Source organism: Micromonospora sp. U56, assembly GCF_018070095.1.
Lineage (GTDB): Bacteria > Actinomycetota > Actinomycetes > Mycobacteriales > Micromonosporaceae > Micromonospora > Micromonospora purpureochromogenes.
Genome location: NZ_JAGPYL010000079.1, coordinates 1 through 13,712 on the forward strand (window position 1 = coordinate 1; position 13,712 = coordinate 13,712).

At 74.3% G+C, this 13,712-nt stretch carries 14 protein-coding genes and 1 riboswitch; of the genes, 5 read left to right on the forward strand and 9 right to left on the reverse strand.

Features of this window, described 5'->3' with window-relative positions:
- On the forward strand, positions 1-939 hold a 939-nt coding region (locus tag KBX37_RS23315), incomplete at its 5' end, for an HYR domain-containing protein (RefSeq protein ID WP_210778046.1).
- A 48-nt stretch (positions 940-987) separates the two neighbouring features.
- On the opposite strand, the gene def is transcribed toward KBX37_RS23315, so the two are convergent.
- Positions 988-1,497 (reverse strand): peptide deformylase, encoded by a 510-nt coding sequence (gene def / locus KBX37_RS23320; protein ID WP_088962153.1) that lies wholly within the window; start codon positions 1,495-1,497, stop codon positions 988-990.
- Between the two features lie 47 nt (positions 1,498-1,544).
- Complete coding sequence (locus KBX37_RS23325; protein WP_210778047.1) at positions 1,545-2,300, reverse strand: TetR/AcrR family transcriptional regulator; 756 nt, start codon at positions 2,298-2,300, stop codon at positions 1,545-1,547.
- Between the two features lie 73 nt (positions 2,301-2,373).
- On the opposite strand from KBX37_RS23325, the gene KBX37_RS23330 reads away from it, so the two are divergent.
- Together KBX37_RS23330 and KBX37_RS23335 are read left to right on the forward strand one after the other, a co-directional pair.
- Positions 2,374-3,333, forward strand: a complete 960-nt coding sequence (locus KBX37_RS23330; RefSeq protein ID WP_210778073.1) for an ATP-binding cassette domain-containing protein — start codon at positions 2,374-2,376, stop codon at positions 3,331-3,333.
- Positions 3,330-4,142 carry an ABC transporter permease gene (locus KBX37_RS23335; protein ID WP_307849172.1) on the forward strand — a complete coding sequence of 271 codons (813 nt, stop codon included), beginning with the start codon at positions 3,330-3,332 and terminating at the stop codon, positions 4,140-4,142. Before KBX37_RS23330 ends, KBX37_RS23335 begins: the two co-directional genes overlap by 4 nt.
- Positions 4,143-4,213: 71 nt before the next feature.
- On the opposite strand, the gene deoC is transcribed toward KBX37_RS23335, so the two are convergent.
- The 3 genes from deoC to KBX37_RS23350 all read right to left on the reverse strand — a co-directional run bounded on the left by deoC (position 4,214) and on the right by KBX37_RS23350 (position 7,379).
- Positions 4,214-4,918, reverse strand: coding sequence for a deoxyribose-phosphate aldolase (gene deoC, locus KBX37_RS23340; RefSeq protein WP_210778048.1), 705 nt, complete (start codon positions 4,916-4,918; stop codon positions 4,214-4,216).
- The gene (locus tag KBX37_RS23345) at positions 4,915-5,643 is read right to left on the reverse strand and encodes a GntR family transcriptional regulator (protein ID WP_210778049.1); all 729 of its coding nucleotides are present in this window, start codon (positions 5,641-5,643) and stop codon (positions 4,915-4,917) included. The genes deoC and KBX37_RS23345 overlap by 4 nt, the downstream gene beginning before the upstream one ends.
- A gap of 527 nt (positions 5,644-6,170) precedes the next feature.
- Positions 6,171-7,379, reverse strand: a complete 1,209-nt coding sequence (locus tag KBX37_RS23350; RefSeq protein ID WP_210778050.1) for a chorismate-binding protein — start codon at positions 7,377-7,379, stop codon at positions 6,171-6,173.
- A gap of 123 nt (positions 7,380-7,502) precedes the next feature.
- Between KBX37_RS23350 and KBX37_RS23355 the strand changes: the two genes are divergently transcribed.
- Positions 7,503-7,703, forward strand: a complete 201-nt coding sequence (locus tag KBX37_RS23355) for a DUF5999 family protein (RefSeq protein ID WP_088962150.1) — start codon at positions 7,503-7,505, stop codon at positions 7,701-7,703.
- Between the two features lie 122 nt (positions 7,704-7,825).
- Here the strand turns inward: KBX37_RS23355 and gcvP are convergent, their stop codons facing one another.
- Together gcvP and KBX37_RS23365 are read right to left on the reverse strand one after the other, a co-directional pair.
- Positions 7,826-10,648, reverse strand: coding sequence for an aminomethyl-transferring glycine dehydrogenase (gcvP, locus tag KBX37_RS23360; protein ID WP_210778051.1), 2,823 nt, complete (start codon positions 10,646-10,648; stop codon positions 7,826-7,828).
- A gap of 74 nt (positions 10,649-10,722) precedes the next feature.
- Positions 10,723-10,821: riboswitch (glycine riboswitch) on the reverse strand.
- 159 nt (positions 10,822-10,980) lie between these two features.
- Positions 10,981-11,886: an NAD-dependent protein deacetylase gene (locus tag KBX37_RS23365; RefSeq protein WP_210778052.1), complete on the reverse strand. Its 906-nt coding sequence runs from the start codon at positions 11,884-11,886 to the stop codon at positions 10,981-10,983.
- Between the two features lie 80 nt (positions 11,887-11,966).
- On the opposite strand from KBX37_RS23365, the gene KBX37_RS23370 reads away from it, so the two are divergent.
- Positions 11,967-12,629, forward strand: coding sequence for an SDR family oxidoreductase (locus tag KBX37_RS23370; RefSeq protein WP_210778053.1), 663 nt, complete (start codon positions 11,967-11,969; stop codon positions 12,627-12,629).
- A gap of 43 nt (positions 12,630-12,672) precedes the next feature.
- On the opposite strand, the gene KBX37_RS23375 is transcribed toward KBX37_RS23370, so the two are convergent.
- Complete coding sequence (locus KBX37_RS23375) at positions 12,673-13,110, reverse strand: VOC family protein (RefSeq protein WP_210778054.1); 438 nt, start codon at positions 13,108-13,110, stop codon at positions 12,673-12,675.
- A gap of 1 nt (position 13,111) precedes the next feature.
- On the reverse strand, positions 13,112-13,696 hold the full coding sequence (locus KBX37_RS23380; RefSeq protein WP_210778055.1) for a DinB family protein: 585 nt from the start codon (positions 13,694-13,696) through the stop codon (positions 13,112-13,114).
- Positions 13,697-13,712: the final 16 nt, after the last annotated feature.

Sequence of the window (13,712 nt, forward strand, 5' to 3'; positions counted from 1 at the left end):
GGCGTTGGCGGCCTGAACGGCAGCGGGCAGGCCAGCGCGGTGGTCGCCGCGACCGGCGGCCAGCTGGTCGGCAGCGCCCCCGAGAACGTCACCGACGCCATCCTCAGCGGGCTGCGGGACCTCGACGTCACCGTCACCCCGACGGTGACGTCCTGCGACCCGGGGCTGACCGTCACCTTCGACGCGGCCTCGCGTACCCAGCAGAGCGGCACGAACGTGCCGTTCGCCGAGACCATCGCGGTGGCCGGGGACGCTCCGCAGGGCGCCACCCTGCACTGCACGGTGGACTTCCTGCTCAACGGGCTCTCCGGTGGGCCGGCGTTCGTCGAGCAGGTCAGCGTCACGGTCAACGACGTCACCGCGCCGGTGGTGGTCGTGGACGACCGGACGGTCGAGGCGACCAGCCCCGCCGGGGCGGTCATCGCCTACCCGGCCTCGGCGATCGACAACGTCGACGGGTCGCTCACGCCGACGTGCGTGCCGCCGTCGGGCGGCACCTTCCCGCTCGGCGCCACCACGGTGACCTGCACGGCCACCGACGCGGCCGGCAACACCGGCAGCGACACCGCGACGATGCGGGTGGTCGACACGACCGCGCCGGCCACGGCGTGTGTGCCGACGAACAACGCGAGCGGGGGCAACATCCCCGGCTCGTACAACCCGGACGGGTTCTACCAGCTGACCTCGACCGACATCGTCGACACGGCGGTGGACGTCCACATCGGTGACAGCGCCGACCCGACGGTGAGGTTCGGTCCGTTCCCCGCCGGCACCAAGATCAAGTTGGTGCAGGCGCCGGGTGCCCAGTTCCGGGTCAAGGACGGCGCCGGCGACGTCGACTACAAGGTGACGCTGCGCGGCGACGCGGTGATCACCGGTGTGGACGACGTCGGCAACAGCTCCACGGCGATCTGCCTGGTGGCCCCGCCGCCGAAGTGACCTGCGGCTGATCGGGTGCGGGGGCGGCCGACGGCCGCCCCCGCGTCGTCAGCGGTGCCGGCTGGGCGAGTCGAACCGGCCGGCGCGGATCTCCCGCAGCGCCCGGCGGCGTACGTCCCCGGACAGGGTGTCGACGTAGAGACGGCCGCGCAGGTGGTCGGTCTCGTGCTGCAGGGCGCGGGCCAGGAAGCCGCTGCCGGAGATGGTCAGCGGTTCGCCGTGCCGGTCGAAGCCGTGCACGGTGGCGTGCATCGCCCGCCGGGTCGGGAAGTACAGCCCGGGGATGGACAGGCAGCCCTCGTCGTCGTCCTGCGTCTCGTCGGACAGCTCGATGCGCGGGTTGATCATGTGCCCGCGGTGGCCGTCGGCGTCGTAGACGAACACCTGGGCGCTCACCCCGATCTGCGGCGCGGCCACGCCGGCCCGGCCGGGCGCGCCCAGCAGGGTGTCCATCAGGTCGTCGACCAGGTGCTGCAACTCGGCGTCGAAGCTGGTCACCGGCTCGCAGGCGGTGCGCAGGACGGGATCACCGATGATCCTGATGGGGCGTACGGTCATGCCGGAAAGGCTATCCGTGCGTCACGGCCGGCGGTGGCGCACCCCGGTCAGCGCTCGCCGACCAGGACGGCGACGCCGTCGAGGATGCGCGCCAGGCCGAACTCGAAGGCCCGCACGGGGTCGCCTGCCGCCTGGTACTCCTGCCCGGCGGCGGTGCCCACCCGGGCGGCGGTGGGGAACCGCTGCGGGTCCATCACCTTCTCCAGGTACGGCGCGTGCGCCCGCCACCACTGCTCGTCGGTCATGCCGGTGCGCTGCGTCGCCTGGGCGGCCTCCACCGCGCCGCGCACCGCGCCGTGGACGTACCCGTCGACGAGGGTGACCACGGCGTCCATCTCCAGGTCGGTCAGGCCGATGTCCTCGACCGCGCGCAGTTCGTACTCGTACTTGGCGGTGACGTTGGGGCCCAGGGGTGGGCGGGTGGTGGCGACCTGCAGCAGCCAGGGGTGGCGCAGGTAGAGCGCCCAGTTCTCCCGGGCGATCTGCTCCAGCCGGCCGCGCCAGCCGCCGGGGACCTCGGCGGGGCGGGCGGTCTCGCCGTAGACGGTGTCGAGCATGACGTCGAGCAGTTCGCCCTTGCCGGGCACGTGGGTGTAGAGCGACATGGTGCCGACTCCCAGGCGCTCGGCGACCCGGCGCATGGAGAGCGCGGCCAGTCCCTCGGTGTCGGCCACCTCGATGGCGGCGCGCACGATCCGGTCCACGCTCAGGTCGCCGCCCCGGCGGCTGGCCTTCTCGCTGGTGCGCCAGAGCAGGGCGAGGCTGCGCGCGGGGTCCCCGGTGCCGCTGTACTCGACGCTCATGCCGCCACCCTACCGACCCACGTACCGTATGGTGTACGGTACGGTGCACGGTAACGGGGAGAGGGGCGTGCCCATGCGACGCGACGCACCGGTCATCGAGGCCGAAGGACTGCACAAGCGCTACGGCGACACCGCCGCCCTCGCCGGGGTCGACCTGACCGTGGCCGGCGGCACGATCTGTGCGATCCTCGGGCCCAACGGCGCCGGCAAGACCACCCTGGTGCGGATCCTGACCACCCTGCTGCGCGCCGACGCCGGCACCGCCCGGGTCGCCGGCCACGACGTGCGCCAGCACGCCGACCGGGTCCGCGCCCACATCGGCCTGGTCGGCCAGCAGACCGCCGTCGACGAGGTGCTCGGCGGCCGGCAGAACCTGGTGCTCTTCGGCCGGCTGCACCACCTCTTCCCCGCCCGGGCCCGGTCCCGCGCCGACGAACTGCTGGCCCGCTTCGGCCTCACCGACGCCGGCGACAAGCCGGTCGGGGCGTACTCCGGGGGGATGCGCCGCCGGCTGGACCTGGCCGCCGCGCTGATCCTCGACCCGCCCGTGCTGTTCCTCGACGAACCCACCACCGGCCTCGACCCGCGCGCCCGCGGCGACGTCCGCGACGCTGTCCGCGCGCTCGTCGCCGCCGGCACCACCGTCCTGCTCACCACCCAGTACCTGGAGGAGGCCGACCAGTTGGCCGACACGATCAGGGTCGTCGACCACGGCCGCATCATCGCCGCCGGCAGCCCCGACGAGCTCAAGTCCGCCCTCGGCGGCGACCGGGTCGACGTGGTGCTGCACCACCCTGGCGACCTGGCCCGCGCCGCCGAGGTCATCGGCGCGGCCACCGCCACCGCACCCCGCGTCGCCCCGGACGAACTGCGGGTCAGCGTCACCACCACCGACCGGGTGAGCACCCTCGCCGCCGTGCTGCGCGCCCTGGCCGACGGGCGGCTGGAGGCCGCCGACGTGGCCGTGCGCCGACCCACCCTCGACGAGGTGTTCCTGCACCTCACCGCCGACACCGACGAGGTGAGCGCGTGAGCACGCCGACCCTGGCGCTGCGCCGGGCCCGCTGGGCGCTCACCGACACGGCCACCCTGACCGGTCGGGCCCTGGCCCACTGGGCGCGGCAACCCGGCCCGGTGATCGTCGCCCTGCTCTTCCCCGTGCTGCTGGTGCTGATGTTCGGCTACCTGCTCGGCGGGGCGATGGTGGTGCCCGGCGGCGGTGACTACAAGGAGTTCCTGCTGCCCGGCATGTTCGCCATGACCATGCTCTTCGGGGTGGAGACCACCTACACGGCGGTGGCCACCGACGCCGCCCGCGGCGTCACCGACCGGTTCCGCTCCCTGCCGATGGCCCGCTCCGCGGTGGTCACCGGGCGGGCCGTCGCCGACCTGCTGCACGCCATCGTCGCGCTGGCCGTCATGCTCGGCTGTGGCGCGCTGGTCGGCTGGCAGTGGCACCTCGGCGCCGGCCGGGCCCTCGCCGCCGTCGGGCTCCTGCTGCTGCTGCGCGCCGCGATGATCGTCCTCGGCATCCACCTGGCGCTGCTGCTGCGCGCGCCGGAGTCGGTGGCGGTACTGCAGATCCTGGTCTGGCCGCTGGGCTTCGCCTCCAACGTCTTCGTCGCCCCGGACACCATGCCCGGCTGGCTGGCCGCCGTCGCCCGGTGGAACCCGCTGTCGGCCACCGCGGCGGCCTGCCGGGAACTGTTCGGCAACCCCGGCTGGGGCGGCGAGTCCTTCGCCGCGCAGCACGCCGTCGCCCTGGCGGTCGCCTGGCCGCTGCTGCTGATCGTCGCCTGCGCGCCGTTGGCCGTGCGCCGCTGGCGGAACCTGAGCAGGTGAGCCGCACCGGTGTGACCGGAACGGACCATCCCGGGGCCGGGCAGCGGTGGTCGGGTGCGCTGCCGGGGTCGTCAGTAGCCGCCGTCGGTGGTCGTCACGGCGGCGACCGGGCGCTCGCCGCGTTCGCGGGCGGCGAAGTCGTCGAGGATGGCCTCGGTGGCGGTCGCGCCGAAGCGGGCCGCGCCGGCCCGGTGCAGGGTCAGCAGGGTGTCGAGGCTGCGCACGCCGCCGGCGGCCTTGACCTCGACGTGCGGGGAGACCGTGGCGCGCATGAGTCGGATGTCGGCGACGGTGGCGCCGCCGGGGGCGAACCCGCTGCTGGTCTTGACGAAGTGCGCCCCGGCCCGTTCGGCGAGGCGGCAACCGGTGACCTTCTGCTCGTCGGTGAGGTACGTGTTCTCCAGGATCACCTTGACGACCCGGCCCTGCGCGGCGGCGACCACGGCGGCGATGTCGTCGTGCACGTAGGCGGTGTCGCCGTCGCGCAGCCGGCCGATGTGCAGCACCATGTCGATCTCGTCGGCGCCGGCGTCGACGAGATCGCGGGTCTCGGCGACCTTGGTCGTGGTCCGGGTGTCGCCGTGCGGGAATCCGGCCACGGTGCCGACGAGCACGCCGGTGCCGGCGAGCGCGGCCGCGGCGAACTCGACGTCGGAGGGGCGCACGCAGACCGAGGCGACGGCGCGGCGGGCGGCGATGTCGCAGCCACGCCGGATGTCGTCGATGGTCAGCTCGGGGCGCAGCAGCGAGTGGTCGATCATCTTGGCGACGTTCATCGGGTCTCTCCTGTCCCGGGTGGCTGCACGTCGAAGGTGACCTGCAGGTCGTAGCGGGCGCCGACGTAGCGGCTGACGGTGTATTCCAGCGGCGCCGAGTGCTGGTCGACGATGAGCCGGGTCTCGACCAGCAGCGGTTCGTCAGCCGGGACGTGCAGGCGCTCACCGTCGGCGCCGGCCCGCTGGGCGGTCAGCGTGGAGGAGCCGAGCGAGGGGTGTGACCCCATCTGGTGCAGGGCGCGGTGCAGCGACCCCGTCTCCAGGTCGAGGTCGAGCAGGTCGTTCAGGTGGGGCGGGAAGCAGGCGTACTCGACGGCCAGGGGGACGTCGTCGGCGAGCCGTACCCGCACGATCGAGACCACCCGCGGCGCCGCGGCGGTCAGGTGCAGCGCCGCGGCCTCCGCGGCGGAGGCGGCCCGCACCTCGCCTTCCACCAACAGCGATGCCGGCGTACGCCCCCATGCGCGGACCTGCTCCTGGAAGCTCATCAAGGTCCCGGCCGCGCGGGGCTGGGGCCGCTGCCGCACGAAGGTGCCCCGCCCCTGGATCCGCTCGATGAGACCGTCGGCTTCCAGGGCGTTGAGCGCCGCCCGGACGGTCATCCGGGCGACCCCGAACTCCTCGGCGAGCGCCGACTCGGCCGGCACGGCGTCACCGGGCCGCGCCCGGGTGAGGCGGGTACGCAGTTCCCGCTCGATCCGCACGTAGAGCGGCGCCTTGGCCATCGGTCCTCCAGGTCGTCTAGACAACCTAGAGGTTGTCACGTCGCCGAGTGGGCGTCAAGCGGCGCTCGCCGGCCGGCGGGCTTTCCTGCCGCCACTCGGACCAGCACCTTGCCGGACGCCGCGTCGCGGCGGGTCACCCACGCCGCGACCCGGGGACCTCGATGCCGGCGGGTCCGGCACGCCTGACGGGCCAGCGGCTGCGGTCCGGGACGACGGGCGGTCCGAGGAGTCGTTCGGGGCGCTGTCGAGCTGATGACGCCAACGAATCACCGGGGTCGCGATGCCGGCGCGAGTCGCCTGCGTCATCAGGATCGACAACGCGGACGCCCCCGCTGTGAGTCACTCACGTCATCAGCTCTGTAGCGCCCGCAACGCCCCCGCCGAGGCGTCGGCGCGAATCGCCCGCGTCATCAGCCCGGAACGCCCCACCCGAACGTCCGGGTGAACCGCTCATGTCGTCAGCTCCACAGCGCCTGCAACGCCCCGGCGACGGTGACGGCAGCCCTGCTGCCGCGCGGGGGCCGGCGTCAGCCGGTGGCGAGCAGGGCGCGTACCGGGGCGGCCTTTGCCGCCGCCTCGGCGACCTCGGCGTCCGGGTCGCTGTCCCAGGTGATGCCCCCGCCGGCCCAGACGTGCAGCCGGTCGGCGTCGGCGGCCACGGTGCGGATGGTCAGTCCCAGGTCGAGGCGGCCCGGGCCGACCCAGCCGAGCGCCCCCATGCTGGCGCCGCGCCCGACGGGTTCCAGGGCGGCGATCCGGGCGAGGGCGGCGAGCTTCGGCGCGCCGGTGACCGACCCGCCGGGGCAGGTCGCGCGCAGCAGGTCGGCCAGGCCCAGCCCGTCGGCCACCGCCGCGGACACGGTCGACTCGGCCTGCCACAGGTCGCACCAGCGGCGCACCGCGAACAGCTCGTCCACCCGCACCGACCCGGTGCGCGCCACCCGGGCCAGGTCGTTGCGTTCCAGGTCGACGATCATCACGTGTTCGGCGCGTTCCTTGGCCGAGGCGAGCAGTTCGCGGCGTCCGGCGGCGGTGGCCGGGCGGGTGCCCTTGATCGGTCGGGTGACCACCCGGCCGTCGGTCACCTCGACCAGGGTCTCCGGGGAGGCGCAGCCGATCGCCCAGCCGTCGCCGTGCAGGGTGCCGCCGTAGCGGGCGCCGGGCAGCGCGCCGAGCCGGGACAGCGCCGGTCGCGCATCGCCGAGGTAGCGGGCGGCGGCGTGCCCGACGACGTTGACCTGGTACACGTCGCCGCGGGCGATGGCGGCGCGGACCGCGGTGACGGCGTCGGCGTGCTGCCGGGGGGTCCAGCTCTCCCGCCAGTCGCCCAGCCACCAGCCGGGGCCGGGGCGGGCGGCGCGCGGCGGGGCGGGCGGTGCGGCCGGGGACGGGTGGTGACCGTAAACGACCACGGCGAGCTCCGGCAGGGCCGGCGCCGGGGTGGGCGCCCCGGCGGCGGCGCCGATCATGCGGGCGCCGGCGGCGGCGGAGACGTACAGGGCGGCGCCGCAGACGCCGGTCGGCTGGTGGGTGGCGGGCCGGGCCAGGTCGGTCAGGTCGAGCCCGTGCGCGGCGAGGAACTGCTCGGCCAGCGCCGCCGGGTCGCCGCCGTCGGCCGGGCGCCACTCGTACCGGGCGCGCTCGACGAGCACGCCGCGGCACGACGCCGGCGCGCCGGGTACGTCGATCAGCGGTCGTGGGAGCGTTTCCACACCGGTCGGCCCATTCTTCCTCATCCGTTCAGTGGATTTCGGGGGAACATGACGGATGCCTGCTCGATTCCGCGCGCTCGACCTTGGTACTGTGCGTCACTGGTCATGTGAACCATGACACAGTGCCCCCACAGTCCGGAGAACCCGATGTGCCAGCACCAACCCACCTGCCCCTCCGCCGAGGCGACCGACCGCGAAGCCGCCCGCGTCATCGCCTGCTTCCGTGAGCAGGGCTGGAGCCTGCTCTGCAACGGTGTCATCGTCTTCGAGGACACCGGCGAACTGCTCCCCGACGGCAGCACCATCGCCCCGCACCGCGGGCCCGCCCGCCACGCTCTCGTCGCCTGATTGACCACGCTCCGTCACAGGAGCAGGTCAACAGCACCAGGCTAGTCCCCCGGCCCGGGACCGCCCTCCCCAGGACCCACCGGCCGGGGCGGCACGACGTCCGCCCCGGCGCAGCGTACGGGTCACTCCTCGAAGGCCTCCGGCGACGGGCACGAGCAGACCAGGTTCCGGTCGCCGTACGCCCCGTCGATCCGCCGCACCGGCGGCCAGTACTTGCCCGCCCGGTCCACCCCGGCCGGGTACGCCCCCACCGACCGCGGGTACGGGTGCGGCCACGAGTCCCCGGCGACCATCGCCGCGGTGTGCGGGGCGTTGGCGAGCGGGTTGTCCCCCGCCGGCCACTCCCCGGCGCCCACCTTGTCGATCTCCGCGCGGATGGCGATCATCGCGTCGCAGAACCGGTCCAGCTCGGCCAGGTCCTCGCTCTCGGTCGGCTCCACCATCAGCGTCCCCGCCACCGGGAACGACATCGTCGGCGCGTGGAAGCCGTAGTCGATCAGCCGCTTGGCCACGTCGTCCACGCTCACCCCGGTCGCCTTCGTCAGCGGCCGCAGGTCCAGGATGCACTCGTGCGCCACCAGGCCCTTGTTGCCGGCGTACAGCACCGGGAAGTGGTTGCGTAGCCGCGCCGCCACGTAGTTCGCCGCCAGCACCGCCACCCCGGTCGCCCGGGTCAGCCCCTCGGCGCCCATCATCCGCAGATACGCCCACGGGATCGGCAGGATCCCCGCCGAGCCGTACCGGGCCGCCGAGATCGCCGGCCGGCCCGCGGTGTGCGCGCCCAGCGGGTCGCCCGGCAGGAACGGCGCCAGGTGCGCCCGCACCGCCACCGGACCCACCCCGGGGCCGCCACCGCCGTGCGGGATGCAGAACGTCTTGTGCAGGTTCAGGTGCGACACGTCCGCCCCGAACTTGCCGGGCTTGGCGAACCCGACCAGGGCGTTGAGGTTCGCCCCGTCGACGTACACCTGACCGCCCGCGTCGTGCACCTTCGCGCACAGCGACGCGATGCCCGTCTCGTACACGCCGTGCGTCGACGGGTACGTCACCATGATCGCCGCCAGGGCGTCCCGGTGCTTGTCGATCTTCGCGTCGAGGTCGACCAGGTCGACGTTGCCGTCCGCGTCGCAGGCCACCACGACCACCCGCATGCCGGCCATCACCGCGCTCGCCGCGTTGGTGCCGTGCGCCGACGACGGGATCAGGCACACGTCGCGGTGCCCCGCGCCCCGCGAGGCGTGGTAGGACCGGATGGCCAGCAGCCCCGCCAGCTCACCCTGCGAGCCGGCGTTGGGCTGCACGCTGACCGCGTCGTAGCCGGTCACCTCCGCCAGCCACGACTCCAGCTGGCCGATCATGTCCCGGTACCCGGCGGTCTGCTCATCCGGCGCGAACGGGTGCACGTGCGCGAACTCCGGCCAGGTGATCGCCTCCATCTCGGTGGTGGCGTTCAGCTTCATCGTGCACGAGCCCAGCGGGATCATGCCCCGGTCCAGGGCGTAGTCGAAGTCCGACAGCCGCCGCAGGTAGCGCAGCATCGCCGTCTCGGAGTGGTGGGTGCGGAACACCGGGTGGGTGAGGAAGTCCGACGTGCGCGCCAGGGCCTCCGGCAGCGCCGCGTCGACGTCACCGTCGACCTTGTCCACGCCGAACGCCGCCCACACCGCCGCGAGGTGCTCGGCGGTGGTGGTCTCGTCGCAGGAGATCCCCACCCGGTCGGCGTCGACCAGCCGCAGGTTGACCCGCCGCTCGGCGGCCGCCGCGACCACCTCCGCCGCCCGGCCCGGCACGGTCGCGGTGACGGTGTCGAAGAACGCGACGTCCGCGACGTCGACGCCGCCGCCGCGCAGCCCGGCCGCGAGCCGCGCCGCCATGTCGTGGGTACGCCGGGCGATCGCCCGCAGCCCGTCCGGGCCGTAGTACACGGCGTACATGCCGGCCATCACCGCCAGCAGCACCTGCGCGGTGCAGATGTTGCTGGTCGCCTTCTCCCGCCGGATGTGCTGCTCGCGGGTCTGCAACGCCAGCCGGTACGCCGGGTTGCCGTCGGCGTCGCGGGACACCCCGACCAGCCGGCCGGGCAGCATCCGCTCCAGCCCCGAGCGGACGGCCAGGTAGCCGGCGTGCGGCCCGCCGAAGCCCATCGGCACCCCGAACCGCTGGGTGGTGCCCGCGGCGATGTCGACGCCGATCTCACCCGGCGGGCGCAGCAGCGTCAACGCCAGCAGGTCCGCCGCGACGGTGACCAGCGCCCCCACCGCGTGCGCCGCCGCCACCAGGCCGGCGTGGTCCCGGACCGCGCCGGACGCGCCCGGGTACTGCAGGTGCAGGCCGAAGAACTCCCCCGGCAGCTCGTCGTGCTCGACGTCGAGCACGCGCACGTCGATGCCCAGCGGCTCGGCGCGGCTGGTGATCACCGCGATGGTCTGCGGCAGGGTGTCGGCGTCGACGACGTACACCGGGCTCTTGCTCTTCGACGCGCGGCGGGCGAGGGTCATCGCCTCGGCCGCGGCGGTGCCCTCGTCGAGCATCGAGGCGTTCGCGGTGGCCAGCCCGGTCAGGTCGGTGACCATGGTCTGGAAGTTCAGCAGCGCCTCCAGCCGGCCCTGGCTGATCTCCGGCTGGTACGGCGTGTACGCCGTGTACCAGGCCGGGTCCTCCAGCACGTTGCGGCGGATCACGGCGGGGGTGTGGGTGCCGTGGTAGCCCAGGCCGATCATCGACACCGCGACGGTGTTGCGGGCGGCCAGGGCGCGCAGCTCGGCGATCGCCTCCCGCTCGCTGGCCGGGTCGGGCAGGTCCAGGGTGCCGTGCCAGCGGATCACCTCGGGGATCGCCGCGTCCATCAGCTCGTCGATCGAGCCGTAGCCGACGGCCTCCAACATCCGGCGCTCGTCACCCGGATCGGGGCCGATGTGCCGGTCGGCGAACTTCTCTACGGTCATGCGCGGCGCTCCTGCGGGGGCGAGGTCGACAGGTCGGCCTCCCCCTGAGTCGCACCCGAAGGCGCTCCACAGTGCCTGCCCCCGCGGTCCTTTTGCCTGAGAGGTTCCGGGGAGGATATGCCCCTTCGGCGCCGCCCAAGTGCCGTTTGGGCGGTCTCTCCCGCGTGGGTGGTACCGGCATGGTCAACGCTACCAGCGTCGGTGTTTCCGGTAGATGTCGTACCCCCGGGGCAGCATCATCGGCACAGGGAGGTGCCATCGTGCACGAGCCAGCGACCTCACCCGAGCTGACCACCACCGACGGCGGCACCGCCGCCGGCCACGCCCGGGGCTCAGCGCGCCAGCGGCGTGGCGCCCGCCGGCACCGCGCCGCCGGCCGGGCCGGCCGCCGGCACCCGCCCCGACAGGGGCGCGCCGGTGACCCGGTCGGCCAGGGCGGGCAGCAGCCGCCCCAGTGGCGCGTCGACGGTCATCGCCGCGTACCCGTCGCCCCGGGTCGGGCCCTGGTTGGCGATCACCACCGGGATGCCCAGCTTCGCCGCCCGTAGCACGAACCGCCGCCCCGACATCACCGTCAACGAGGAGCCGAGCACCAGCAGCAGCCGGGCCGCGCCCACCATCGCGAAGCAGTGCGACACCCGCGGCGCCGGGACCGTCTCCCCGAAGAACACCACGTCCGGTTTCAGCATCCCGGTGCCGCAGAACGTGCAGTCGACCGTGCGGAATCCGGCCACCTGCTCGTCGGCGAGCTCCACGTCACCGTCGGGATTGACCGCCCCGACCGCCGCGTCGAAGCCCGGGTTCGCCTCCCGCAGCCGGCGGTCCAGCTCCTCCCGCGAGGTGCGGTTGCCGCAGTCCAGGCACACCACCTCGTCGAGGCGGCCGTGCAGCTCCACCACCTGCGGGCTGCCCGCCGCAGTGTGCAGCCCGTCGACGTTCTGGGTGATCACCCCGTCGACCAGCCCGGCGTCCTGCAACCGGGCCACCGCCCGGTGCCCGTCGTTCGGCGCCGCCCGGGCGATCATCCGCCACCCCAGGTGGCTGCGCGCCCAGTACCGCCGCCGCGCCAGCGGGTCCCGGGTGAACGTCTGATAGGTCATCGGGCTGTGCCGGCGGGCCGCGCCGCTGGGCCCCCGGTAGTCGGGGATGCCCGACTCGGTGGACAGCCCCGCCCCGCTCAGGACCACGACACCACCACCGGCGACCAGGCCGGCCAGCGCGTCGATCGTCTCCGTCACCCGTCCATGCTGCCTCAACGCCGCCCCGGGCGGCGAGCGTAAGCCGGTGAGCCTCGTCGCCGGCGGTTAGGTTGGCAGGTATGCGCGTCGTCATCGCCGGAGGCCACGGCAAGATCGCCCTCCTGCTGGAACGGGAACTGGCCGGCCGGGGCGACGACGCCGTCGGGCTGATCCGCAACCCCGACCACGCCGCCGCGCTGCGGGCCGTCGGCGCCCACCCCGTCCTGGCGGACCTGGAACACGCCGGCGTCGAGGAGATCGCCGGGCACCTCACCGGCGCCGACGCCGTGGTCTTCGCCTCCGGCGCCGGCCCCGGCAGCGGCGCCGCCCGCAAGGACACCGTCGACCGGGCCGCTGCCGTCCTGCTCGCCGACGCCGCCCAGGCCGCCGGGGTACGCCGTTACCTGCTCGTCTCCTCCATGGGCGTGGAGGACCCGCCGGCGCCCGGCAGGGACGAGGTGTGGGCGGCGTACCTGCGCGCCAAGAAGGCCGCCGAGGACGACCTGACCCGCCGTGACCTGGACTGGACGGTGCTGCGACCCGGCCGGCTCACCGACGACGCGCCCACCGGCCGCATCCACCTCGACCGGCGCGTCCCGCGCGGCGCGGTCACCCGCACCGACGTGGCCCGGGTCCTGGTCGCGCTGCTCTACCACCCGGGCAGCGCCGGCCGGATCCTGGAACTCGTCGACGGGGAAACCCCGATCGGCGAGGCCGTCGCCGCCGCATCACCCCCTGCGTAACCGCTCGGCCCGGGCCGGGTCACCGGCGCCGCCGCGCGGCTGATCAGTCGAGGCAGAACTCGTTGCCCTCGGGGTCGGCCATCACGATGTGACCGGCGCCGAGCGGGGGCGCCGGCTCGTCGCGCCTGAGCCGGGTGGCGCCGTGGGCGGTGAGCCGCTCGGCCTCCGCCTCCAGGGCCGCCATCCGCGCGTCGCCCTCGAGTCCGGGGGCGGCGCGCACATCGAGGTGCACGCGGTTCTTGGCCTGCTTGCCCTCCGGCACCCGTTGGAAGAACAGCCGCGGCCCGGAGCCCTCGGGGTCGACCACCGCCGAGGCGTCGTTGCGCCGCTCGGGCGGCACGCCCATCGCCTCCAGGGCCTGCTCCCACGACTCGAAGCCCCCGGGCGGGTCCTGGAGCCGGTAGCCGAGGGCCTCGGCCCAGAACGCCGCCAACCCGGCCGGGTCGGCGCAGTCGAAAGTGATCTGTACGTCGCGGGCCATCTCAGCTCGCCTCCCGTCGGGTCTGCCGGTAAGTGTGCAGGTAGAGGTCGCGGAGCAGGCACACCTCGGCCAGATGGTGGATCAGCTCGCGGTTGATGTGCAGCACCAACGCTGCCAGCGGACGCTCGGCGTACGGTCCCTCCGCCGCCCCGCACGGGCGGGCGAGGCCGGCTTCGCCGAGGGACTCCACCCCGGCCAGCCACGTGGCGTACTCCGTGTCGAGCTGGGCCAGCGCCGCGGCCGCGGTCGGGGCGTACGCGAACGACTGGTAGTCGGTGGGCGCGCGACCGAAGTGCGCGGCGTTGCGCACCGCGAGCACGCCGACGATGACGTGCCCGAGTCGCCAGGCGATCGTCGTGAACGGCGGCGGGTCGGGCTCCGGCATCGCGAAGTCGATGGTCATCGCCCCGGACCGGGCCTGCACCGGCGCGGCGCCGGTGCCGCGCGGGCGCACGCTCCAGCAGCCGGCTGCCGGCTCCCAGAAGTACTCGTCGTCGGTGAGCCCGTCGAGGCGATCGCGCAGCTGGGTCGTCCAGTGCCAGGCGAGCTGGTCCCGGAGCAGGGAATTCCAGTTCTGGTCGGTCATGGTTCCAGCCTCCCGC